We start from the raw sequence: 24,267 nt of genomic DNA on the forward strand, positions 1-24,267 counted from the left end.
CAAATCTAGAAGGGTTTTTTTATAGCACTTTACTAGTCGATTTTCAGAGTAGGCAGGAGGGATATGTTAATATAAAGTAAAAAGCCAACAACTATCCGATCAACAGAAATAATTTAGGGAAGATCGAGAAAGGATACACAATGAATTTTTCGATGAATGAAGCAAAGATTAAGCAATTATGTGGGGTTACCGCTTTTAAAAAGGGTAAATCTTATTATCAAGCTGGAAAAGTACATGTGCATTCTTTTCAACCAGATGATTCTATCATAAAAGCAACTGTACATGCAGTCGATGATGTGGAAGTTATGGTAGTAGCAGATGTTGAGGGGAAGGTTGGAGGTACTTGTACTTGTCCGCCTATAGGGTTTGTTAAAACATATTGTCAGCATATTGCAGCAGTGCTCTTTGTAGTAGAGGAAAAGGAAACAGAAGAGCGTCTGGCATCAAGAATGCTTGATTTGTTTGAAAACAGATCTGTGCACCCTACAGCAAAACAGCTACATTTTGATAAAAGACAAACATTACATATTGAATTTATATGTCATCTATTACCACTAGTTGATGGCTGGGATAACGGAATTGGCATTCAGGTAAAGGTGGGTACAAATAGTTTATATAGTATTTCTAACATGAAAGATTTTCTTCGTAATTTGGAGAGACAAGAGCCATTTGAATATGCCTCAGAACAATACTATGCTCCCGAGATATATAGCTTTCCAAAAGAATCAGATGCCGTGCTTCAGCTGTTATTAAAAGGGCAGCATGAGCAATCCCTCCACGCAGATACCTTACTCATCTCAGCATCCGACTGGGATCAGTTAGTCCCGTTGTTAACAGAAGCGCCATTAGTTCGATTCGTTCAGGGGGAAAGAAAATATAGTGGGGTGAAGTTTGGAAGAGATCTTCCACTCCGTTTTGCCTTTGATGAAACGAAGAGGACCAATTACCAACTGAATGTGGAGGGACTTGATCAAATTGTTGTGTTGAAAGGCTATGGATATGCATTCTCACAGGGGATTTTGTATAAGCTTCTTCCAGAAGAATGTATAAGACTTGCCGAACTAAAAGAGATGCTTAATCAGTCTGGAAAACATGAATTAGTCATAACAGAGAGCCAAATCGATTATTTTATGGAGAAAACCATACCAGGGCTTATGAGGCTGGGGTATGTACATATTGCAGAATCTATTTCTAAAAGAATGGGAGAAACTCCACTCCGGGTAAAGCTGTTTTTAGACCGAGTCAAGCATCGAATACTTGCAGGACTTGAATTTCATTATGGACACCTGGTTATAAATCCTTGTGAGGAGATAGAGTCAGATGTTATGCATTATCCGGGTATTAGACGGCAGTTGGATAAAGAACAAAAGATTATCGATGTGCTAATGGAAAGTGGATTTTCTCAAACCTCGGGGGGATTCTACTTGTTTGATGAAGAGGCAGAGTATCACTTTTTATATCATGTGCTATCTGGTATGGAAAAGTGGGTCCAAATATATGCCTCGACAGCAGTTAAATTGCGTGTACAAAGAGGATATATTGGTCCGAGGATTAAAGTAGAAGTAAAAGAGCGAACAGATTGGTTAGAGTTTAAATTCGATTTAAAAGATATTTCAGAGAAGGAAATTCAGCGATTGATGACCTCCATCGAAGAAAAACGGAAATTTTACCGTATTCCAGGAGGTAACTTAGTTTCACTTGAAACCCCTGAATATCAAGCATTATCTAGCTTTATTATTGATATGGGAATCACGATGGATTCATTTGATGATGAAATCCATATACCGTTAATAAAAGGGATGCAAATGATTGATGCTTTAGATCAAAGTGATCTATTAGAACCTGGTGAGAAATTTGCAAAGCTCATGAAAAACTTACATGACCCTGAAAACTCAGAATTGGATGGCGCTATACCTCTGGAAACGATACTTAGAGACTATCAAAAAGTAGGTTTTCGTTGGTTTCAGCTGCTGGCAAAATACAAATTTGGTGGTATACTCGCCGATGATATGGGACTTGGAAAAACCCTTCAAAGTATTGCCTTTATTGAATCTGTTCTTCCAGATATTCGTGCGAGAAATTTACCGGTGTTAATCGTGTGCCCTGCATCGCTATTATACAATTGGAGGAACGAGCTAAAAAAATTTACTCCACATATCCAGGTACAGGTGATAGATGGTAATAAGACAAAAAGAAGTGATTTGTGGAGACACACTTTACATACTGATGTAATAATTACTTCTTATCCAACGCTACGATCGGATACAGATCTGTACCGGGAACGATTTTTTCATACATTGTTCTTAGATGAGGCCCAAGCCTTCAAAAATCCAGTAACCAAAACAGCGAAAGCAGTAAAAATGATCAAAGCAGATTTCCGATTTGCCCTAACAGGAACACCAATCGAGAATACATTAGACGAGCTCTGGTCTATATTCCATGTTGTATTTCCCGAACTATTACCTGGAAGAAGAGCCTTTAGTGAATTAAGTCGTGAAAATATTGCAAAACGGGTCCGACCATTTATTTTGCGTCGGATGAAACAAGATGTATTGAAGGAATTACCAAAGAAAACAGAAACAATGCTCTACTCTGAATTACAAGTCGAACAAAAGACATTATATGCCGCTTATTTGGCTGAACTTAAACAGGATGCACTGAAGCATTTAAAAAAAGGGGATCTTCAAAGGAACCGCATTAGAATATTAGCGGGTTTAACAAGACTTCGACAGCTTTGTTGTCATCCAGCTCTATTTGTAGATGGTTACAAGGGAAGTTCAGCTAAATTTGAACAATTGATGGAGCTTCTAGAAGAGTGCAGAATATCGGGGAGAAGAGTGCTCATTTTTTCTCAGTTTACACAGATGCTAGGAATTATTAGAGGGAGACTTATACGAGAGGGGACTCCTTACTTCTATTTAGATGGACAAACCCCATCTGAAGAACGGGTAGAATTATGTGATCGCTTTAACAACGGAGAAGGGAATCTATTTCTCATTTCGTTAAAAGCAGGAGGCACTGGGTTAAATTTAACTGGAGCTGATACAGTTATTCTTTATGACCTCTGGTGGAATCCAGCAGTGGAGCAGCAGGCCGCTGATCGTGCTCATCGAATGGGTCAAGAAAACGAAGTTCATGTCATACGTTTAATAGCTAAGGGTACGATAGAGGAAAAAATTACTCAGTTACAACATAAAAAACAAGGCCTCATTGATGAGGTCATTCACTCAGGGGAGGATACTTTGTCTGCAATGACAGAACAGGATATTAAAGAGATTTTAATGATTGAATAGGGAGTTTTTAAAGAATAGTCCAAGTGAAGCATAAAAGCTTTGCTTGGTTTTTTTATTTGGTTTTATTCAGAATATGGCGCTCTATATAATCGTTTTTAGTGCCTTATTTTTGATTCCTAATAGGAAAGTTAGTTAAATAGATTAAACGCCTTAAATGGGCGATAAGTGCTTAATTAACGGAATTGGATAATTTAAATTCTAAATAGTGAACTATAAATAGGCTAAAAGTTATTCTTTCTTTTATTACTTTATTGTAGTAAAAGTACCAAAGAAAGTATTAAAAAATCCTCCGCAAATTGAATTTTAGTGATGTATTCATAAGTGTATACAAGTATACAAAAAGAAAACGAAGTGTATACATAATAGTAAACATGTACACAAAGAGGTGTACATGTTGATTTAACAGTATGTGTACAATTGTGTATACAAGTATACGTAATGATTAGAGTTGTATACAAAGAGAGATTGAATGTTTACAATTTGAATACATCTTTTGTTGGATTGACCGTGTTTACTCTATAAGATAACCTTAAATTGGTAGAACATATAGATGAAGGGATGATTTGATGAATACTTCAAGAATTTGTGCAATCGATGTAGGAAATGACTCAGTTAAAGCTTTATTTGGTAAGTTAGATTATGAACTCAATATTCCTAACGTAATAGCCGTATCCACAGAAGACAGACCTGTTATAGGAATAGAGGAATTGAATGATAAGGATCCAATTGAAGGAATTCATATTAGAGTTCACTCCCCTGCCCTAAATGATAATAATATAATTTACCGAGTGGGTAGTTTAGCAACAAAAAGTGATAATGCAACTGAATTAGACCCTGGTAGCAACAAATCAGAAGAAGATCAAACATTAGTAATGTTATTTGCTACTTTAGCTTTAGATGCAGTGAGAGAAGAAAACTCAGAACTATTCAAAAAGAATAATAATATAATAGATGCTAACTACACATTGGGTACAGGTTTACCTTTACGTGAAGTAAAAGAAGGTAAGGATGTAGGTTATCGTTCACAACTTTTAGGATCTGTTCACCAAGTGGAATTTTTAGTGACACCTAAATATCAAGGATTAAAAGTGAATATTAAGTTTGAAGAAGTTAAAATCTATCCTGAAGGATTTGCTGCATATATAAACTTAATAATGGATAATGATCTAAACATTATTAATAGAGATTTGGTAGACAAAAGTATCCTGATTCAAGATATTGGTGGACTATCAACGGATGTAGCAGTTATTAAAAATCGTAATGTAGATGATGATAAAGCGCAGGGGTTCAATTTAGGTGTTTCTGAAGCTCTAGAGTCTATTCGAGAAGAGATTAGATTAAAACATGGTGTAGAACTGGATAGCCGTAGAGATGTGGTAGATATTATCACTAGAAAAAATGATCGAAATCATATTATGGTGAATGGTAGCCGTACAAGCGTTCATGATATTACTGACCGAATTCTGCTAGACTTGGCGAAAAAAGAATATCGTCACTTACGTAATGTTTGGCAAAAAAATTCGCAAACAGAGATATGCTACTTTGTTGGTGGTGGAGCAATTGTATTAAAAGAGTATATCAAAACACTAAACAACAATCTAAATGGATATAACATCGAATTCTTTGAAGATGAAAAAGAGAGCATTTGGATGATGGCAAATGCCTATCATAAATTAATCTCTGATTTTGTGAGAAAGAATAAGAAAGATATAAAAAGTAATGAAGTAGTGAAACAAAAAGTAGAAAAATAAGGTGATTTCATGGAAAAAGCGAGGAACTTTGGTATTCAAAGGGGACAAGCAATTACTTTTCGTCTGCCTTCTGACACTCCTGATCACATTTTAAAGCAAATGCAAAAGTTAAAAGAGACTGAGAGAAGAAACTTTTCAAGTAAAATAGCAGAGTTTGTTTTGGAGGGAGTAAGTACCTCCTTATCTAAGGATAGAGAAACTATAACTATCCCGATGCCTAAGCAGTTAAGTAAGGAACAGCGTAACTGGCTCAAGCATGCACATTCCGAAGCTATGCTAGGAAATATTGTCTATCATTTGTTGTCTGATCCAGTTCGTGCAATGTCTATTCTTGCTTCCCTTAACAGTAATGCCTTAGATATTGACCAAGCCTTATACTTACAAGCTGAGCTTACTGAAGAAGTAGAAGATGAATTAGATATTAGTACTAATACTAGCATTTTGACGGAACGAGAGAATAATCTCCCAGAATTACCCGATGATGAAATCGAAGATGATTTAATGAACTTTGACTGGGAGCAAGCAAAACAAGAGCATGCCATAACTGAAGAAGATTCAGAGGAAAGTACCGAGATGGAAAGCTTGGATGATTTGCTTGGTGACTTTCTTTCCAGGATGAATAAATAATAGTTGAAGTATAAATAGGTAAACTAATACCCCCAACCATTAATATTGGTTGGGGGTATTAGTCCTAGTGGAATTTTGTGGTTATAATCTATCACGTTTATTCAAAGGATCATTGTCCAAACGATTTTCTTCCAACGGATCATTATCTAGAGCCTTAGCTTCGATATCATCTGTACGATGGATATCTGCTTCTTCGCGACGAACTGTCTCGTTTACAAACTCGGTGTCCGTTACTTTTCTCTTGCCTACAACAATTTCTTCACTTACGACAGGACGTTTGGTTACTTCTACTCTCTCTTCCATAACTGGAATATGAATTTTTTCACCATCATCTACAATTTCTCCATTGGCGTTTTCATCAACTACTGCACGTCTTTCAATATAAACTTCTTCGTGCTCTACTGGAACTTCAACTCTTTCTTGCGTTTCTACAACGTGTTTCTCAACGTTAACTTCACCAGCTAGTTGTTGTTCCTTGTCAATGGACAGTCTTTCCTCATGAAGGCGCATCCGTTCTTCTTGTGTATGACCATCAATGAAGTTGTCTGTTGTAGAGAAATTTGTACCTGTTTGCGTAGTGCCTAGATCTTTATCGTTCTCATCATAAATAGTTCCGTACTCTTTATCTACATAGAGAAGGATGCTACCGCTTTTAACTTCATTATAATACCGATCGGACTCTTCATCAGTGAAACCCATATTTAGAAATGCTGCTCGAACTGGTTCATCTCCACTCATAAAAGCCATAAACTTATCCAGCCAGTTACCTTCTACTGTAGATAGATCTACGTCCGTCTGACCGCGAACAATAGAGAGCGACTCTTTATCGTTAGACACTACATATATATCTTCTTCCACATAGCCTTCAAGTTTTAACTCATTAATCTTATCAATTACTTCCTGTTCTGTTCTAAAAGATCCAATATATTTTTTGTTTGCCATTATTAATCTCCTCCTAAAAAATTAGATATTAATATCGTGCATGTTTAATAAAATACCCAGCATGTTTTAAATTAAACAAAAGCAACTTCATTTTTGGTAGGATAAAGTTCAAAACAAAAAATTATAAAAACTGCCAGTTGCTTATAAAATAAGGGTTTAAAGCACTTGAAACAATTTTTATAAGATAATATTATTCCATTAATTGGATTTCTCGAAGTGAGCTAAGGGTAAAATAATTGGAGATGTCTTGGGTAGAGTTACAAAAACCCCGAATAATTGGCACTATGAAAAGTGCTGATTATTCGGGGTTTTTCTTAAAATCTCTAATTTTTAGAGTCTCTCTCGAACTTAGGAACCAAATCGAAAATTCGTTGGTCCTCAAATGCATCTATGAGGCGTTCAAGCCAGTTGTAGTAATCTTTCATATACTTAAGCTTACTAATATCTATTTCAACCACTTCACGCAATTCATCACTAAGTGTTGGATTTTGCAATAACTCCTCATACTCTGCTAGTGACTTTTTAATAGCTGCTGAATGAAGTGTAACCGATCTCTGCCATTTAATAGAAAATAAATCGATGAAGCTTTGATGCCAATCATCGGTTACTTTATATAAATCTTTTCGAACTCCTTTTTTCCATGCACGCTCAACTAATTTTAGTTCAGACAGTGCCCGGACAGAAGTACTCATACTTGTTTTACTCATGCCTAATTTTTCTGTCATATCATCTAATGTTAAAGGTTCATTTTGAAAAAACATTGTGCCGAATTGTCTACCTGCAGAAGGCACCAAGCCGTATAAATGTATATTTTGGGCAATTGCTTCTATAATTCTTTCCCGTGCTTTATCTATTTTTTCATGGTCCTCCATATACGTTCCCTCCACTGAAATTAGCTTCATTCAAATCATCTGCTAACTAAATTTAAATGTATTATATCCTTACCCAAAAAGCAATTTTTTTAAATATTTTTCGTACAGTTTTAACTGTACAAACAATTAATATAGTTAATACTGTTGAAATTATACGAAAAAACCACTATAATGAATTGGGTTCGGATTTTTCGGACGGTAAGGAGTGAAGATATGACTGAGGAATACATAAATAAAAAAATAGTGGTAAAAGACGCTACTAAGATATTTGGTAAAAGTAGTGGCCGTGCTATACAGATGCTGAAAGATGGCAAAACAAAAAGTGAAATATTGAAAGCCACGGGGGCAACTGTGGGGGTAAAACAAGTATCCTTTGATGTAAATGAAGGTGAAATTTTCGTCATAATGGGTCTATCCGGAAGTGGTAAATCAACATTAGTTAGACTACTTAATAGATTAATAGATCCAACGATGGGGCAAATATTACTGGACGGTAAAGATATTGTACAGATGAATAAAGAGCAGCTTCGTAATGTAAGACGGAAGAAAATCGGTATGGTTTTCCAAAACTTTGCGCTCTTCCCACATAAAACAATTGTTGAAAATACAGAATATGGTCTAGAAATCCAAGGGATATCTAAAAAAGAACGGAACGAAAAAGCAACAGAGTCATTAAGACTTGTTGGTTTAGCGGGATATGAAGACCAATACCCGAAACAACTAAGTGGGGGTATGCAACAGCGTGTCGGACTTGCTAGAGCACTGGCAAATAACCCCGACATCTTGCTTATGGATGAAGCGTTTAGTGCATTAGATCCACTGATACGAAAAGATATGCAAAATGAGTTGCTTCAGCTTCATCACGATATGCAAAAAACAATTATTTTCATTACACATGATTTAGATGAAGCACTTCGTATCGGTGATCGTATAGCACTGATGAAAGATGGAGAAATTGTTCAGATTGGATCACCTGAAGAAATTTTGATGAGTCCATCCAATGAATATGTCGAAAGGTTTGTAGAAGACGTCGATTTGTCTAAAGTACTAACTGCTGGTCACATCATGAAAAAAGCTGACACAGTAAAAGTTGATCGTGGTCCGCGTGTAGCACTTCGACTGATGAAACAACTGGGTATTTCTTCTATATATGTAGTGGATAATGCGAATCGCTTACTAGGAGCTGTAACTGCGCAAGATACTCTAGAAGCTATTGAATCGGAGAAGTCTTTGAATGATGTCCTTATTTCTGACCTTCCGATGATTTCACCTGATACAGTGCTTACGGAATTATTTGATGTAGTGTCAACTGCGAGCATTCCGGTTGCTGTTATCAATGAGGAACAAAAGCTGCAAGGGATTATCATTCGTGGTGCCCTTATAGGTGCATTATCTGGGGATAATGATTTTATAAACAAAGATGGAACAGTGGATTCCGAAGAGCAAACTATTACGGAGGTGAAGTAAGATGGATAAATTATTACCTCGTTTACCTTTTGCTGATTGGATTGATACTGGTGTTGACTGGTTAGTAGATACATTCGGGACTGGTCTGGACGGATTTGCCGATGTATTAGAAGGGGTAGTAGAAGGATCAGTAGATATATTGGATTTAGTTCCTTCTATATTACTAGCTTTTATCTTTGCTTTGATAGCTGGAATTATATCTACAAGAAAGATTGCCTTCTTTTCATTGATTGGACTCTTATTCATTGATTACTTAGGGTATTGGTTCCCTATGCTTCAAATGTTAACGCTAGTACTTACTTCCGTTATTTTTGCATTAGTAATTGGTATTCCTGTTGGGATTCTTGGTTCACAAAAAGCAGGTGTGCGAAAGGTAGTAAATCCAATATTAGATTTAATGCAAACAATGCCTGCATTCGTATATTTAATACCAGCGATTTTCTTTTTCAACATTGGAGTAGTACCGGGAGTTGTAGCATCGGTAATTTTCGCAATGCCTCCTACAATACGTTTAACGATGTTAGGCATTCAGCAAGTTCCAAAAGATTTAATAGAGGCAACAGAAGCATTTGGTTCAACAACATGGCAGCGTTTATTTAAAATCCAAATTCCTCTAGCGAAACCTACAATTATGGCAGGGGTAAACCAAAGTATTATGTTAGCGCTATCGATGGTAGTAATCGCATCAATGGTAGGTGCACCAGGCTTAGGGGAAGAGGTATACCGCTCTGTTACGCAATTGAAAACAGGAGTTGGTGTAGAAACGGGATTATCCATTGTAATCGTAGCGATTATTTTAGATAGAGTCACGCAATACGCTGGAAATAGAAAGAAAAAATTAGGGGGACATTCATTATGACATTAACAAAAAAAATAACAGGTATTGGCGCAATTGCATTACTTTCACTTGGATTAGCAGCATGTGGTGATGCAGATGAGAAAAACGATTCAACGTCTAAAGACTCCACAGTAGGAGAGTCCCTTAACTACAAAATTACGGGTATCGATCCTGGAGCTGGAATTATGGAAGCAACAGAACGAGCTATTACAGACTATGAACTAGATGAGTGGGACCTTGTAAGTGGTTCAAGTGCTGCAATGACAGCCTCTCTAAAAAAAGCATATGATGCGGAAGAGCCAATTGTGGTAACTGGCTGGACTCCTCACTGGAAATTTGCTGAATATGATTTAAAATACCTTGAAGATCCAAAAGGTTCATATGGTGGAGAAGAAGAAATTCACACAATTGGTCGTACTGGATTACAAGAAGATATGCCAGAAGCTCACCAAGTCCTTTCTAATTTCAACTGGACGGAGGATGAAATGGGTGAAGTAATGATTGCTATCAAAGACGGTGAAAAACCTGAAGTAGCTGCACAAGCATGGATTGATACAAATCCTGAGAAAGTTGCAGAATGGACAGAAGGTATTGAAAAAGTGGATGGTGACAAGATTAAACTTGCATATGTTGCATGGGATAGTGAAATTGCCAGCACGAACGTTATGAGCATCGTATTAACAAGTTTGGGCTATGACGTAACAATGCTTCAAGTGGAAGCTGGTCCAATGTGGACTGCTGTTGCAGACGGTAGTGCAGATGCATCGCTTGCAGGTTGGTTACCATTAACACATGCTACGTATGCTGAGAAATTCGATGGCAAATTCGAAGATCTTGGTACAAGCATGACAGGTGTGAAAATTGGATTAGTTGTACCAGCATATATGGATATCACATCTATTGAAGACTTAAAAAAATAACTAGAAACGAAACAAATCTCCTCAGAGTAGATATTCTGAGGAGATTTTTCTTTTTATTTCTATCTTCAAAAGAATAATGATTATACGCTTAGGAATTTACCTTTAGTGAATCTTTATGTTCTCTAGATGATAAGGCAATAGTAGTGGGCAAAATATTTTAGGATTAAATATATATATCTTTTAACATTGGGGTTTTGTCTTTTTTTGAACCTTCAGGCTCGCATTTATGATATTGAGTTTAATTGAGCTAAAATGTACATACCAATGAGGTAAGGAATTGAAAGTAACTTTTGTGACCAAATGTCATCTGAAGTGAAAGCGATTTCCGTTATAATTTATATTAAGGGGGAGCTAGGGATGTTGGAAAAACGAAGTCTGAATACTTTTTATCAATTGATGAAATTGCAACCGACGCAACTAACCTCTTTTATGGACAAGATAAACCTAACTGAACATCAGTTTCAATATGATGTAGAAAAAGTTAATAGCTTCTTATATAAAGTAGGGGTAACGCCCATTAACATTTCGGGTGACCGAATCATAATAGGGCAAGAAGTAATCGATTACTGGAAGGAAAATGGAGCAGGCTTTGTAGCAAATCAATTTTCTTTTGAGCAAGAAGAGCGTGTAATCATATTCTTGTTATATACCTTTATCCGACATGAACCTCTCTCCAATTTTCACTTTCAACACTTGTTTGGCGTTAGTAAAAATACCGTCAGTTCAGATGTGAAGCGAGTTAATAATTTTTGTGCCGATTTCCGTGTAGAAGTGCGCTATTCGCGTGTACATGGATACCATTTAAAAGGGACAGAAGAAGATAAGCGAAACTTAATGCTTAAAGCAATTTCTACATTGAAGATTAAATCATATGCTCATGAAAAGTTCACATTTATATTTCAGCAGCAACAATTACAGAATCAGTACGATAACTACCAGCAAGTATTGAAGGATTTTGAACAGCAGTATTTATTTGCATTCACGGAAGATAGGTTGGATGAATTTATCTACTTACTTCAAATGGTTCATATTCGTCAACAACAACATAAACGGGTACAAATCTATCCAGATACAGTGAGTTTTTTGGAAAATCAACAAGCTTTTCTAGTATCTACATTGATACAGCAGCGCTTGGGATATACAACTAATCGGGAAGAAGTTGCCTTTTTGACAATTCAACTGCTTGGCATCTGCCAAGGGGAGGTTAGCCCTGTTAGAACGGATGCACTATTTGCGATTACAGAACAAATTATTGTTAATTTTGAACGTTATGCATGTATCCAATTATTAGATAGAAACAAAGCAATGGAAACATTGTATTTACATTTTAAGCCTGCCTACTACCGGATGCTCTTTAAAATACCAATTACAAATGTATTACTTAATGATATTAAGGAAGAGCATCGAGACTTGTTTATCGTCGTAAAAGAAGTACTCAAGCCAATTGAGCAAATGTTAAATATTAAGGTACCAGAAGATGAGGTAGGATTTCTAACTCTTCATTTTGGTGGATTGCTTAAAAAGGATAGTGACAGCTCGCTAAAGTTGTTTAGAGCTTTAATCGTTTGTCCAAATGGTATTAGTTCAAGTTTAATGTTGGAAAATCAATTAAAGTCACTTTTTCCGCAGTTTAAATGGACTTCATCGTTTTCATCCTATGATTTTCAACATCTTGCAGATACGGAGTATGATCTTGTATTTTCCACTGTGGTACTTAAAACAAAAAAACCATTATTTATCATTAGACCAATTATGAGTGAAATGGAAAAGAAGGAACTAATACAAACAGTAGAAGGACTCACGCTCCAACAGTCATACCATAATCCAACCTCAGATGAATTAATAAAGATTATTCGTCAGTACGCGGATATTAAACAACCTGAGCTGCTAAAAAGCGCATTACAACAGGCTTTGTTTAAAAATGATTACTTGAATATAGGGAGGAAACAACCAGTGTTAAAGGATTTATTAATCGAAGAGAATATCCAATTTATAGATGAAATAAGCGATTGGAAAGATGCAATCAAGGCCGTAGCGGAACCACTGTTATTAAATGATTCCATTACAAATCAGTATGTAGATGTCATGATTGAGAACGTAGTGACAATGGGACCGTATATTATTATCGGTGAACAAGTGGCGATACCGCATGCACGCCCAGAATTCGGTGTGAAGAAATTAGGCATGAGCTTGTTGAAATTATCAGAACCTACTTACTTGTTAGGGGAAGAGCAAAACAAAGTAGAAATATTCATTTGTTTAGCTGCTATTGATAACCAAACGCATTTAAAAGCATTAGCTCAATTAACTACCTTGTTGAGTGATCCCGAAAAATTAGAACTTTTAAAGAAGGCTGAGAAAAAAGAAGATATTCTAAACTTAGTCGTAGAGTTTTCTGAACTATAAGCTTACAAAAATGAAAAATACAATCGAAACTAACTATTAATAGGAGGAAGTAAAAATGAAAATTTTAGCAGTATGTGGAAACGGTTTAGGTACGAGTTTTATATTGTCGATGAATGTAAATAAGGCACTAAAAGTATTGAATATAGACGGTGAATGCAAGAATATGGATTTGGCTAGTGCAAAGACAGAAGTAGCTGATTACTATATTGGTACTCCTGAAATTATGGAGCAATTGCAAGATGGCAACAAAAAAACGATTAGTATTGTCAATATGGTCAGTGCAGATGAAATTCAGAAAGCGTTAACTACTCATATCGTGGGGGAAAAATAGTATGTTTGATTTTATCATGAAGGATATTTTAGGTACTCCAGCTATATTGGTAGGGTTGTTCGCTTTGTTTGGCTTACTTTTGCAGAAGAAAGCCATTACCGATGTTGTTTCCGGTACATTAAAAACGATTATGGGCTTCATTATTCTTAATGCAGGTGCGACAGTATTAACGGGTTCTCTTACTATCTTCGGAGAAATGTTCGAAAAAGCATTTAATATTGAAGGTGTTATTCCAAACAATGAAGCAATTGTGGCGTTATCACAAAATGCTTTTGGTACGGAGACCGCTATGATTATGTTAATAGGTATGATAGTGAATATCGTCTTAGCACGATACACAAAGTTCAAATATATCTTTTTAACAGGACATCACACTATGTTCATGGCTTGTTTACTTGCTGCTGTGCTTTCCACATCAGGGATGGGGAGTGTTCCTCTTGTAATTCTTGGGTCTCTAATTTTAGGTGGATTGATGGTTCTACTACCTGCAATGCTACAACCTACGGTAAGAGAGATTACAGGTTCAGATGATATTGCTGTAGGACATTTTGGTTCTTTCGGTTATTTCGTTGCTGCTAAAGTTGCTAAACTGACAGGAGACAAAACGAAGTCAACAGAAGAGGTTAAAGTGCCAAAATCACTTGGTTTCTTACGTGATTCATCCGTAGCATTAGCGTTAACAATGACTATTATGTTCCTTGTAGTTTCATTATTTGTTGGGCCGACTTACATAGAGGAAAACCTTAGTGATGGTACAAACTTCTTAGTATTCTCATTACTTCAGGCCATTACTTTTGCTGCTGGGGTGTTCATCATCTTAGCTGGTGTTCGTATGTTGATCGCTGAAATTGTTCCCGCATTTAAAGGGATTGCAGACAAAATTGTTCCAAATGCAAAACCTGCACTAGATGTACCAATCGTGTTCCCATTTGCACCTAATGCAGTTATTATTGGGTTCTTATCAAGTTTCGTAGCTGGATTACTAAGTATGTTTTTACTTCCACTCGCTGGATTGGCAGTAATCGTACCAGGACTTGTTCCTCACTTTTTCTGTGGAGCAGCCGCTGGAGTATTCGGTAATGCAGTAGGTGGACGTAGAGGTGCTATAATTGGTGCTTTTGTACAAGGGATCTTAATCAGTTTCCTACCAGCAATGTTATTACCAGTCCTTGGTTCGCTAGGATTTGAAGGCACAACGTTTGGTGATTCTGATTTCGGTGTAGTAGGTATTATCATTGGTTATATTATTAATCTATTTAGTTAGTAATAGACTAATAAATTTACACATATAAAAGTAAAACAGTCATGGACGACAGGAGTCTATGGCTGTTTATCTGTATTGGGAGTCAACCACATTCGAGTAAGACTCTAAACTATTTTTCTAAATACAATTCAAACACATAAAATCCCGTAGGAACGAGTAATACTTGTTCCTATGGGATTTTGTTTTTTGAGCGATGTTGATTTATTAGATTATCTGATTATAAAAGCCAGTCCTAAAGAATACATTGTTTGAAAGGGAGTTGGTTTTCCAAAATGAACTTGGACGATTTCACAATGTTTTACATTATAAAGGGGGACAAGCATTGAAAAAGAAACTAATTTTGAGCATCATTACTTTAATAGTCCTGAGTATTGTTGCGGGGTGTGGGTTTGGGGGAGGAAAGGTACTAGATCGAATGGAAAAAGACGAAGTGCTGAATGTGGCATTTGAAGGTACGTATCCACCATTTAACTATTTAGATGACAATGGCGAACTAACAGGTTTTGATGTAGACATTTCAAATGAAATTGCGAAAAGATTAGGCGTGAAAGCTAACTTTGTAACTTCAAAATGGGAAGGCTTAATAGGTGGTTTAAAGGCAGATAAGTTCGATATTATCATTGGGCAGATGACTGTAACAGAGGAAAGGAAAAAAAGTGTAGATTTTACTGATCCATATGTTATAACAGGCTCGGTGTTAATCACTCGTGAAGAAACAAACGATATTAGTAAACTAGAAGATATTAAAGGTAAAAAAGTTGGTGTAGGTGGGGGAACTACGTTTGAAGAAATTGCAAATAGTGTAGAAGGTGCAGACGTCAAGCTATATAAAGCGTTTAGCGATTATTTAGAGGATCTTAAAAATGAAAGATTAGATGTGATTATTAATGACCAACTGCTAGTGAGCTATAACATCAAAGAAAATAATCTGCCGATCAAAGTTGCGAGCGATATTCTCAAAGTGGACGAAGTTGGAATGGCAGTCAATAAAGGTAATGAAGATTTTGTTGAGAAGGTGAATGAGGCTCTAAGTGAGATGAAAGAGGATGGGACGTATAAGGAAATATATAAAAAGTGGTTTGGTTCAGATCCTGTTGAACAATAAATAACAAAAGTACAAACATGATAAGGAGGAAAGAAAACCTTGCATATCGTAGTTTTAGGAACAGGGATGATCGGGACAACGGTCGTAAGTGAACTTGCCAATTTTACTGATATAGATTTAATTACTGCTGTTGATGTTAGGCAAGAGAGTATAGATAAATGTTTAGAAATCTCAAATAGTCATAAAGTTGTGGGAAAAGTTGCTTCATTAGAAACAAAAGAAGACATAGCTGAGGTTTTAAAGGATGCAGATGTGGCAGTTGCATGTCTTCCTCATTCTTTGAGTCTTGTAGCTATAAAAGCAGCAATAGAATCGAAATGTCATTTAGTAGATTTAGTAGGATCTATGTTCAATGAAAAAATAGAATTACATGAGGCAGCAATGGATGCAGGGGTAATTATCGTTCCAGGCTGTGGAGTAGCTCCTGGAATTACGAACTTTTTGGCAGCTCAAGGAATTGAGATGCTAGAGGAAGCAGAGGAAGCGCTTATGATTTGTGGAGGGATTCCGAGACATCCAGTTCCCCCATTATGGTACCAGGTTGTTTTTCGATTAGAGAGTGTCCTAGGCCTTTATACAAAACCGGCTATTGCAGTGGAAAACGGACAACTTGTAGAACTATCTCCTTTATCAGGATTAGAAAAGATGACATTCCCTCAACCCGTAGGTGACTGTGAAGCTGTTATTACGGATGCGCATAGCACTGCTTATATTCTTAAGGATAAAGTGAAAAACCTATATGAAAAAACAGTTAGATACCCTGGGCACTGGGACAAGATGAATGTATTAGGAGAACTAGGATTTCTTGATAATATTCCTATTACAGTAGCAGGAGTTACAATCACGCCACGGGCATTTGCAGAGCGAATCTTGGCACCTAAAATGCTAGGTGCCTCTCATGAAGATGTTACAGTGCTCCGAGTGGAAGTTAGTGGAGTTAAGGATGGAAAACCAACTAAACTTACATGGGAAATGGTCGACTTATACGATCATGAACGAAAGATTACCTCTATGGCTAAAACTACGGCAATCCCTGCAGCGATCATGGCGAAATGGATTGCTTGTAAAAAAATCATAGAGACAGGTGTTGTACCAATAGAGAGCTTAATCGTTAGAGAAAGGTTCCAACCATTTATGGAGGAGCTAAACAATCTTGGAATTCAAATAGATTTTAAAGAAGATATTTTACTCTAAGTGATTATCAACCTTGTAATTCGTCGGAAAGGAGGTTGATGTATGGATGTTACGATAATTATTGATTCATTGCCATCTTTGCTTAAGGCAACTTTAATGACTATTTTACTGGCAGCGATATCCATCATAATAGCGCTCGTTCTTGGATTTTTTGCTGCAATTGTAAGAATCCTAAAAGTAAGAATATTAAACGGAATTGCCACAGCATATGTTTCGATTATTCGTGGAACTCCTCTACTTGTTCAAATTTTTGTCATTTACTATGGGTTGCCGCAGATTGGTATTTCGCTAGACCCAATATCTTCAGGAGTAGTGGCATTAAGCTTAAATGCTGGTGCTTACCTTTCAGAGTCCTTTAGGGCAGCAATTCTTGCTGTGGACAATGGTCAAATGGAAGCATCATTATCAATGGGAATGACGTATTCGCAAGCATTAAGGAGAATTATTCTTCCCCAAAGCCTTCGAATAGCTATTCCTACCTTATCTAACACATTTATTGTGCTTATCAAGGATACCTCTCTAGTCTCCGTTATAACGGTAACTGAACTACTGCAAATGTCGAGTTTAATCATCGCAAAAACATTTGAACCACTCACAATCTATTTGCTAGCTGCGGCTATTTATTGGATATTAATAACTTTCTTCACAACCATTTTAGATAAACTAGAAGTTCGTACATCAAAATACTTGGTTCGCTAAGTACGTGCAGCATTTTAAATACGAATGATAGGAGATGTTCATGAGTATCATTCAAGTTAATAATTTAAGAAAAAGCTTCGGAACGAATGAGGTACTAAAAGGAATAGATTTAACAATTGCTAAAAGTGAAGTGGTTGTAATTATGGGACCGAGCGGTTCAGGGAAATCAACCCTATTACGCTGTCTAAATTTCTTAGAAGAGCCAACGGAGGGTATTATTCGTATTGGTGAATTTCAAGTAGTTACAGGTGGCAAAGCAAATAGTAAACGAAAAAAAGAAATAAGAGAACTAAGGAAGAGAACCGGGTTTGTATTTCAATCGTTCAATCTATTTCCCCATAAAACGGCCATTGAAAATGTGATGGAAGGGCCAATCATAATACATGGAACCAAAGTAGAAGAAGCTAGAATATTAGCAAAGGCACTTCTTACAAAAGTCGGTCTTGGAGATAGATGTGATTACTACCCAGCTCAATTGTCAGGTGGACAGCAGCAAAGGGTAGCAATTGCAAGGTCATTAGCCTTAAATCCTATGGTAATGCTCTATGATGAGCCTACTTCTGCACTAGATCCTGAGCTTGTAAAAGAAGTTCTACAGGTAATTAAAGATTTAGCACGAGAAGGAATGACAATGATTATCGTGACACATGAAATGAGCTTTGCAAAAGACGTCGCAGATCGAGTTATTTTTATGGACAAAGGAGTAATAGTGGAACAAGGAACATCAGAAGAAATCTTCCTGAAACCAAAAGAGGAAAGAACGAGACAGTTCTTATCGATAGTTAAGTAAAAGGAGTACCAGGTTCTATAATAGTTCTGAATTGGAATAGAGCCTGCTACCTTTTACTCCTTTACTCTTTTTCTTCAATATGAGTTGCAATCTCCAAAGCAATTATTGGATCCTTTACTTCGTCTATCATATAAACTGTACTTTCCTTTTGCCAAACAATGCGATTATCTGATTGATACACGTCAATATGAGCAAATCCGTTCGGTTTCGGAATAGGTAATGTATGAGTTTCTAAAAACTCAGTGGCTTCTTTTGCAAGTTTTTCTCCTTTTTCACCTTCTGAAGTATGTGTGTGTGCAGCGATTGCCCAACGGCCTTCATTCCAACTTGTCCACATGGAGCCAGCGCCAGCATCCTGATAGCCGGTAATGCCAAACCCAAGATCAATTGGTTGTCCTCCAAACTCACTAAAGTTTTCAAATCCTACTTGTTCATTTGCTTCCTGTATGCTCTCATATTTTTTTGCTTTAAGACGAGCAATAATTTGATCATTATCTGCTGACATTTCATGATTAACAGCAATGGGCTCATCGCTTTCATAAAAAATAACTTCATAATTATTTGCATCTGATTTCGTCGTTGCGGTAAAATATTTTCCTACTTCTAATGGTAATTCACTTGGCAACATTTTAGTTAGGTCAGTTTTCAAGTCAGTTTTTACTGCATCTAATACTTCTGCTTGTGTCATAGTTTGTTCAGTTTGATTGGTTTCGTCATTCTGTGGAAGGTTTTTGTCTGACGGTACTTCCGAAATCTGTTCTTTGCTATTATTCGTCATTTTATTTACATCATCGCTAGTGGAACAGGCACTAAGTAAAATTAAGGTAAGGGCAGTGGTGGAAATTGGTGTTAAAAATTTCATTTGAATCTTCCTTTCTCTGTTTCCTTTTTTCTCTTCATTAAAAAGTAAACTCCATTGGTAGTCAAGAATATAACATTTATTGGGATTCTAAGCTCTTTTACCAAACTTCAGAAAAACAAAAAAGGTATGGAAACGTAAAAGTTTCCATACCTTTTTCAATTGATAAAACTTATTTAACTCATACGTCAACAATTTTTTTAAAATCATTCCCGGTTGGGTTCTGGAATAATTGTATTCCAAATTCCGCGGCTACGGCAAAAAGGTGATCGAATATATCTGCTTGAACCGTTTCATAGACAGCCCACTGTGTGTCGTTAGTAAATGCATATATTTCTAGCGGTAATCCGTTCTCGGTTGGAGCTAACTGTCTAACCATTAAGGTCATATCCTGATTGATTCCAGGATGGTGTCGAAGATAGTTGCTAATATATGCTCTAAACACACCAATATTCGTAAGAGCTCTTCCATTCACTCGATTACTGTGATTAATTTTATTTCTTGTATTGTACTCAGCAATTTCACTTTCCCTAAGGGTCACATAGTCTGAAAGATAGTGGATATTTTTAAAGTTATTAATCATCTCTTCCGTACAAAATGAAATACTGTTCTTATCAATAAATAACGAACGCTTAATCCGTCGTCCTCCAGAGGTTTGCATCCCTCGCCAATTTATAAAAGAATCGGATATTAGCGCATAGCTTGGAATCATCGTAATCGTTTTATCAAAATTTTGTACCTTTACAGTATTTAGGGAGATATCAATAATGTCTCCATCTGCCCCGTATTTCGGCATTTCAATCCAGTCACCAACCTGGACCATATCATTAGTGGACAACTGAATTCCAGCAACGAGACCTAATAATGAATCTCTAAAAACCAACATGAATACGGCGGATAGAGCACCAATACCACTCAGAAGAAGAAGTGGGCTCTTTCCAATCAGGTTAGCTATCACCATAATGATCCCAAGCGTTATGATAATAATTTTAACAACTTGAATATACCCTTTAATAGGCTTGGTCCTTGATACTTCATAGGTTTGATAAATATCATTCATTGCATTTAAAGCACTATTGATAATTACTAACCCCATAATTATTAAATATGCTATGGAAACTTTTTGGATCAAATTTTGAAAGGATTCAGGGAACGCGAAAGCAAAGAAATAAATAATAATCGCTGGAACAATATGCGATAGCTTATGAAAAACCTTTCGTTCCAAAAGCATATCATCCCATCGGAATTTTGTGTTTTGTACGATTTTAGTGATGACCCTGATAACTACTTTTTTACTGATAAAATTAGCGATTATACAGACAAACAGTATAAATAGCACCATAATAATTAGTGAAAGATAACCGGCCCAGGTTATATCCATATTAAATTCTAAAAGCTGGTTATAAATGTAATTCATCTATTTCACCTCATTGTATATATTATTGTTGGTATCAAGTTTGCTACTCATTTTTGTCATAAGTGTAATGAGGTAATAACCATTGTATCAGAAAAAATTGGACTTCACTTTCTTCGAGGCTTCGCGAATAAAATGAGCATTCGAGAAGTGACTATAAGATGAACTTTTTGAGAAAGAACGGAGATTTCCAATTATGATTTACCTATCTAATTATTTATAATCCTCTATCGGAAGTTGGAAGTTGACTACCTGGAAGCGATAAAAGGAAATAATATATATGCTGTTAACATGGAATGCTTTATGGGATTCATAGATAAGGTAGATTTAAATGCGATGAAATTGAAGGGGACGGTACTATAGCTAATTATTTGTGAAGATGGCAGTTATAAATGATTAAGTGCTGCTAAATTCTGAAGTATTCTCTATATGTTTTACAAATGATATAATTGCTGTCATTAGTAAAGAGTAACAGCTATTCACGCATGGAGGATTTCAAATGATTGAAGTAATAACGGTAGTAAATATGTTGGTAGAAGTAAAAAATACGAAAGATTATGAAAAAAAAGTAGAAAAGATTTTGCAGTCCAAGACTCGGTCGATTCAACATATAGAGACGATTAATATGTCGAAACCAAATGAAAAACTGATCGTAAGCGCTTTGGTGAAGTATAGAGTTCTCATAGAAGAAAGAATGGAAAACAAGTTTTTAGATGATTATGTGGGTCTCGTTCTTCCGATGTTTTATAATCGTTTTAAAGCGATGCCTGTAAGCAATCAAATTTATAAAATTTCAAGGATCAAAAAAGAAAATAGTTATCGGCGTTAATATTTGTTTAGTTATAGTCCTTGTAAAAAGAAGTAGCAGAAAAGCAAATAATCTAAATGAGATGAAAATAGTTAAGACCCAATAAAAATAGACTTGTGATTGAAAATGAGACAAGTCTATTTTTAGTATAATTTCTTAGCACTTATCAACTCATAACAAGTTCCTTCTCAGTTTTCTTTGCTTCTAACGAATTAGATAATAAGGAAGGAAATGTAATTTTAAATATCGTTCCTTTTCCAATTTCACTTTCTACATGAATTGTACCATTCATAGCACGTACGATACTATACACTACCATAATACCGAGACCTGTTCCCTTGCTTCCTTTGGTTGAATAATAAGGTTCACCTAGACGGGTCATTTGTTCAAGTGTCATACCTGAACCAGTATCTTTAATGAGAATGCTTACAGTTGTTGTACGCTCCGTTTCAACCGTTAATATTCCTCCCTCAGGCATTGATTCTATTGCATTTTTCATGATATTTACAAAGCATTGATGAAATTTTTGTTTGTCTCCTTCAATCCCCTCTCCCGGTGAAAAAATAGAAACTATTTTAACCGAATTTCGCTTTGCCAATGGTTGTAGCAATTGAACTACTTGTTCTAGCTCTTCCTGAAGAAGTAGGGGTTCCATCGATTTAATTTCAGGATTAGAGAAATTCAAATAATCTTGAATGACTCTTTCAGCAGATTTCAGTTCGTTTTTAATAATGGAGATGTAGTGGGTATGGTTCTCTTTTGAAATAGCATTACTTTGCAAAAGTTGAACAAAACCAATTGCTGCTGTCAATGGGTTACGAATTTCATGACTAATAGCTGCACCCATTCGTTCAACAGCCTCTATCCTTTTGGATTTTATAGTGCGTTGGCGCAATTGAATAGTCATAATAATTTCTTCAATAATATAAGAAATAATTACGGCTCCAATTGGTTGGATGACTAAGTAAGCAAACAAAACTTCAGCACTACTGTGAGGTAAGTGCCAAATTCCCATCGTAAAAGTTTGGGCAAAACTGAACAGAAAAGTTACGCATCCAGTAAAAAGAATTCGCTGCATGGGAGAGCGTTTTAAAAACCAGGAGGCAATTCGCCAAAAAAGAATGGCTAGTCCTCCATAATAAAGAACAGTCATCCAAAATCCATAATCAATTCCCAAAAGACCTCTTACGAATACAATGAATGCAGCCAAAAAGGGCCCTATGCCCATATACAAACCACCGATAATGAACGGAACTTTCCGTAAATCAAAAACAACCTCAATACCTTCAATTTCATAAGTAAAAATAAAACAGATTACTAAACTAATTATTAAATAGATGCTGCAAATAGCTTGATCAGACCAATACCTTCTCAGCTTCTCTCCACATAAAAAACCTGAAAGTAGTAATACGATTAACAAGGATAAGTTGAAAAAGAAGTATACTGTTAACTCCAAGGTATTATTCCTCCAATACTATTTATTCCTAAAAGGATTCATCTACATCTTCACTTCATCTAATTTTTGTTTAGCTTAAAATGAAATTGAAAAGTGGTGCCTGTGCCAATCTCACTTTGAACTTCAATTCTCGCTCTCATAGCACGTAATATACTGTAAGCAACCATCATGCTGAGACCAGTTCCCTGGGGTCCTTTCGTAGAATAATGTGGTTCTCCTATTCGTTGAATTTGTTCTTTACTCAATCCTGTTCCTGTATCTTGTATAGAAATAATTATCTTGTTCTGAGTAGCCACCGTTTTGATCAATAATGCGCCGCCATAAGACATAGATTCAATCGAATTTCTCATAATATTTATAAAACATTGGTGGAATTTCGACTTGTCTCCTAGGATTGTTCCATAGTTAGAAAAGTCAGTTGAAACCTTTACTGAATGATAATTAGCAAGAGGGTGTAGTAATTTTAAAATATGTGTTAGTTCTTCTTGAATATCTAGTTCCTCTACTGATTCAACAACTGGTTTCGAAAAGGTTAAGTAATCTTGTATGATACCTTCTGCAGAATCTAACTCATTTTTTATAATGGAGAGATATTTTGTTCTTCTATTATTATCAAGATAAACTTGATCGAGGAGATCGATAAATCCAATTGCTGTAGTTAATGGATTTCGTATTTCGTGAGATATTGCAGCACCCATTTGTTCGACTGCAGCCAACTTTTCTTCAATTATTAACTGTTGCTGCAACTGCTGATTTTTTTCTCTTATTTCAATGAGAGAAGAAAGCAGGGCAACTCCAAGTGGTGGGACTACTACATAAGCAATGATTATGTCTAGCAATTGGTCAGCAGATACTGTTTTTAATGCTATGGTGAGTAGGATACCTACACTTAATAGTAAAGTAATAGCGGTGGAAAACAGTATTCGTGTAGTAGAAGTGAGTTTTAAAAACCAAGGAGAAATACGCCATATAAAGAAACTAAACACGCTATAAAATGCAATTGCTATAAAGAATCCAAGGTCTATTCCATGGAATGCACGAAAGAAAATAACCAAAAATCCTAGTATAGGACTGAGCCTCAAATAAAGACCACCCAATAAAAAAGGAATTATCCTCAAGTCTAGAACATACTCACTTTGTATGGGATAAGAAAATAAAGAACAAAGTATTAGTGAAAGAACAAAGTATAATACGCCTGTTCGTTTGTGTATATGGATACTACCGACTCTCT

Annotated in this window: 20 protein-coding genes; 14 read left to right on the forward strand and 6 right to left on the reverse strand. The window is 36.0% G+C overall.

Annotated elements, in window-relative coordinates; all coding sequences use genetic code 11:
* Positions 1–140: 140 nt before the first annotated feature.
* The 3 genes from MKX39_RS01265 (at position 141) to MKX39_RS01275 (ending at position 5,671) form a co-directional block, all read left to right on the forward strand.
* Positions 141–3,293, forward strand: a complete 3,153-nt coding sequence (locus MKX39_RS01265; RefSeq protein ID WP_340767952.1) for a DEAD/DEAH box helicase — start codon at positions 141–143, stop codon at positions 3,291–3,293.
* A 566-nt stretch (positions 3,294–3,859) separates the two neighbouring features.
* Positions 3,860–5,044 carry a ParM/StbA family protein gene (locus MKX39_RS01270; protein WP_093536410.1) on the forward strand — a complete coding sequence of 395 codons (1,185 nt, stop codon included), beginning with the start codon at positions 3,860–3,862 and terminating at the stop codon, positions 5,042–5,044.
* 9 nt (positions 5,045–5,053) lie between these two features.
* Positions 5,054–5,671, forward strand: a complete 618-nt coding sequence (locus tag MKX39_RS01275; RefSeq protein ID WP_340767953.1) for a hypothetical protein — start codon at positions 5,054–5,056, stop codon at positions 5,669–5,671.
* An 81-nt stretch (positions 5,672–5,752) separates the two neighbouring features.
* Here MKX39_RS01275 and MKX39_RS01280 read toward each other — a convergent pair whose 3' ends face one another.
* The gene (locus MKX39_RS01280; RefSeq protein ID WP_340767954.1) at positions 5,753–6,613 is read right to left on the reverse strand and encodes a YsnF/AvaK domain-containing protein; all 861 of its coding nucleotides are present in this window, start codon (positions 6,611–6,613) and stop codon (positions 5,753–5,755) included.
* A 323-nt stretch (positions 6,614–6,936) separates the two neighbouring features.
* On the reverse strand, positions 6,937–7,485 hold the full coding sequence (locus tag MKX39_RS01285; protein WP_093536404.1) for a GbsR/MarR family transcriptional regulator: 549 nt from the start codon (positions 7,483–7,485) through the stop codon (positions 6,937–6,939).
* A 213-nt stretch (positions 7,486–7,698) separates the two neighbouring features.
* On the opposite strand from MKX39_RS01285, the gene MKX39_RS01290 reads away from it, so the two are divergent.
* The 10 genes from MKX39_RS01290 (at position 7,699) to MKX39_RS01335 (ending at position 18,499) form a co-directional block, all read left to right on the forward strand.
* Positions 7,699–8,952 (forward strand): quaternary amine ABC transporter ATP-binding protein, encoded by a 1,254-nt coding sequence (locus MKX39_RS01290; RefSeq protein ID WP_340767955.1) that lies wholly within the window; start codon positions 7,699–7,701, stop codon positions 8,950–8,952.
* A gap of 1 nt (position 8,953) precedes the next feature.
* The gene (locus tag MKX39_RS01295) at positions 8,954–9,811 is read left to right on the forward strand and encodes an ABC transporter permease (protein ID WP_340767957.1); all 858 of its coding nucleotides are present in this window, start codon (positions 8,954–8,956) and stop codon (positions 9,809–9,811) included.
* A complete protein-coding gene (locus tag MKX39_RS01300; RefSeq protein ID WP_340767958.1) occupies positions 9,808–10,710 on the forward strand; it encodes a glycine betaine ABC transporter substrate-binding protein in 903 nt (300 codons plus the stop codon). The genes MKX39_RS01295 and MKX39_RS01300 overlap by 4 nt, the downstream gene beginning before the upstream one ends.
* 357 nt (positions 10,711–11,067) lie before the next feature.
* A complete protein-coding gene (locus MKX39_RS01305; RefSeq protein WP_340767959.1) occupies positions 11,068–13,116 on the forward strand; it encodes a BglG family transcription antiterminator in 2,049 nt (682 codons plus the stop codon).
* A gap of 55 nt (positions 13,117–13,171) precedes the next feature.
* Complete coding sequence (locus tag MKX39_RS01310) at positions 13,172–13,447, forward strand: PTS sugar transporter subunit IIB (RefSeq protein ID WP_340761213.1); 276 nt, start codon at positions 13,172–13,174, stop codon at positions 13,445–13,447.
* A gap of 1 nt (position 13,448) precedes the next feature.
* A complete protein-coding gene (locus MKX39_RS01315) occupies positions 13,449–14,711 on the forward strand; it encodes a PTS ascorbate transporter subunit IIC (protein WP_340761214.1) in 1,263 nt (420 codons plus the stop codon).
* A 322-nt stretch (positions 14,712–15,033) separates the two neighbouring features.
* The gene (locus MKX39_RS01320; RefSeq protein ID WP_340767961.1) at positions 15,034–15,816 is read left to right on the forward strand and encodes a transporter substrate-binding domain-containing protein; all 783 of its coding nucleotides are present in this window, start codon (positions 15,034–15,036) and stop codon (positions 15,814–15,816) included.
* A gap of 39 nt (positions 15,817–15,855) precedes the next feature.
* Complete coding sequence (locus tag MKX39_RS01325; protein ID WP_340767962.1) at positions 15,856–17,010, forward strand: saccharopine dehydrogenase family protein; 1,155 nt, start codon at positions 15,856–15,858, stop codon at positions 17,008–17,010.
* A 42-nt stretch (positions 17,011–17,052) separates the two neighbouring features.
* Positions 17,053–17,709 carry an amino acid ABC transporter permease gene (locus MKX39_RS01330; RefSeq protein WP_093536386.1) on the forward strand — a complete coding sequence of 219 codons (657 nt, stop codon included), beginning with the start codon at positions 17,053–17,055 and terminating at the stop codon, positions 17,707–17,709.
* 40 nt (positions 17,710–17,749) lie between these two features.
* A complete protein-coding gene (locus MKX39_RS01335; protein WP_340761217.1) occupies positions 17,750–18,499 on the forward strand; it encodes an amino acid ABC transporter ATP-binding protein in 750 nt (249 codons plus the stop codon).
* Between the two features lie 61 nt (positions 18,500–18,560).
* On the opposite strand, the gene MKX39_RS01340 is transcribed toward MKX39_RS01335, so the two are convergent.
* Together MKX39_RS01340 and MKX39_RS01345 are read right to left on the reverse strand one after the other, a co-directional pair.
* The gene (locus tag MKX39_RS01340) at positions 18,561–19,361 is read right to left on the reverse strand and encodes a hypothetical protein (protein ID WP_340767963.1); all 801 of its coding nucleotides are present in this window, start codon (positions 19,359–19,361) and stop codon (positions 18,561–18,563) included.
* 178 nt (positions 19,362–19,539) lie between these two features.
* Positions 19,540–20,775, reverse strand: coding sequence for a mechanosensitive ion channel family protein (locus MKX39_RS01345; protein WP_340767965.1), 1,236 nt, complete (start codon positions 20,773–20,775; stop codon positions 19,540–19,542).
* Between the two features lie 496 nt (positions 20,776–21,271).
* On the opposite strand from MKX39_RS01345, the gene MKX39_RS01350 reads away from it, so the two are divergent.
* On the forward strand, positions 21,272–21,601 hold the full coding sequence (locus tag MKX39_RS01350) for a hypothetical protein (RefSeq protein WP_340761220.1): 330 nt from the start codon (positions 21,272–21,274) through the stop codon (positions 21,599–21,601).
* 145 nt (positions 21,602–21,746) lie between these two features.
* Here MKX39_RS01350 and MKX39_RS01355 read toward each other — a convergent pair whose 3' ends face one another.
* Together MKX39_RS01355 and MKX39_RS01360 are read right to left on the reverse strand one after the other, a co-directional pair.
* On the reverse strand, positions 21,747–23,036 hold the full coding sequence (locus tag MKX39_RS01355; RefSeq protein WP_340767967.1) for a HAMP domain-containing sensor histidine kinase: 1,290 nt from the start codon (positions 23,034–23,036) through the stop codon (positions 21,747–21,749).
* Between the two features lie 59 nt (positions 23,037–23,095).
* Positions 23,096–24,118: an ATP-binding protein gene (locus MKX39_RS01360; RefSeq protein ID WP_340767968.1), complete on the reverse strand. Its 1,023-nt coding sequence runs from the start codon at positions 24,116–24,118 to the stop codon at positions 23,096–23,098.
* Positions 24,119–24,267: the final 149 nt, after the last annotated feature.

Origin of the sequence: Psychrobacillus sp. FSL K6-1464, from assembly GCF_038003145.1 — a bacterium.
In the GTDB taxonomy this organism is placed as follows: domain Bacteria; phylum Bacillota; class Bacilli; order Bacillales_A; family Planococcaceae; genus Psychrobacillus; species Psychrobacillus psychrotolerans.

What these genes read in the sequence shown, in the direction of transcription:
- MKX39_RS01265 (WP_340767952.1), top strand. Translation starts at nt 141, where the DNA reads ATGAATTTTTCGATGAATGAAGCAAAGATTAAGCAATTATGTGGGGTT.
- MKX39_RS01270 (WP_093536410.1), top strand. Translation starts at nt 3,860, where the DNA reads ATGAATACTTCAAGAATTTGTGCAATCGATGTAGGAAATGACTCAGTT.
- MKX39_RS01275 (WP_340767953.1), top strand. Translation starts at nt 5,054, where the DNA reads ATGGAAAAAGCGAGGAACTTTGGTATTCAAAGGGGACAAGCAATTACT.
- MKX39_RS01280 (WP_340767954.1), bottom strand. Translation starts at nt 6,613, where the DNA reads ATGGCAAACAAAAAATATATTGGATCTTTTAGAACAGAACAGGAAGTA.
- MKX39_RS01285 (WP_093536404.1), bottom strand. Translation starts at nt 7,485, where the DNA reads ATGGAGGACCATGAAAAAATAGATAAAGCACGGGAAAGAATTATAGAA.
- MKX39_RS01290 (WP_340767955.1), top strand. Translation starts at nt 7,699, where the DNA reads ATGACTGAGGAATACATAAATAAAAAAATAGTGGTAAAAGACGCTACT.
- MKX39_RS01295 (WP_340767957.1), top strand. Translation starts at nt 8,954, where the DNA reads ATGGATAAATTATTACCTCGTTTACCTTTTGCTGATTGGATTGATACT.
- MKX39_RS01300 (WP_340767958.1), top strand. Translation starts at nt 9,808, where the DNA reads ATGACATTAACAAAAAAAATAACAGGTATTGGCGCAATTGCATTACTT.
- MKX39_RS01305 (WP_340767959.1), top strand. Translation starts at nt 11,068, where the DNA reads ATGTTGGAAAAACGAAGTCTGAATACTTTTTATCAATTGATGAAATTG.
- MKX39_RS01310 (WP_340761213.1), top strand. Translation starts at nt 13,172, where the DNA reads ATGAAAATTTTAGCAGTATGTGGAAACGGTTTAGGTACGAGTTTTATA.
- MKX39_RS01315 (WP_340761214.1), top strand. Translation starts at nt 13,449, where the DNA reads ATGTTTGATTTTATCATGAAGGATATTTTAGGTACTCCAGCTATATTG.
- MKX39_RS01330 (WP_093536386.1), top strand. Translation starts at nt 17,053, where the DNA reads ATGGATGTTACGATAATTATTGATTCATTGCCATCTTTGCTTAAGGCA.
- MKX39_RS01335 (WP_340761217.1), top strand. Translation starts at nt 17,750, where the DNA reads ATGAGTATCATTCAAGTTAATAATTTAAGAAAAAGCTTCGGAACGAAT.
- MKX39_RS01340 (WP_340767963.1), bottom strand. Translation starts at nt 19,361, where the DNA reads ATGAAATTTTTAACACCAATTTCCACCACTGCCCTTACCTTAATTTTA.
- MKX39_RS01345 (WP_340767965.1), bottom strand. Translation starts at nt 20,775, where the DNA reads ATGAATTACATTTATAACCAGCTTTTAGAATTTAATATGGATATAACC.
- MKX39_RS01350 (WP_340761220.1), top strand. Translation starts at nt 21,272, where the DNA reads ATGATTGAAGTAATAACGGTAGTAAATATGTTGGTAGAAGTAAAAAAT.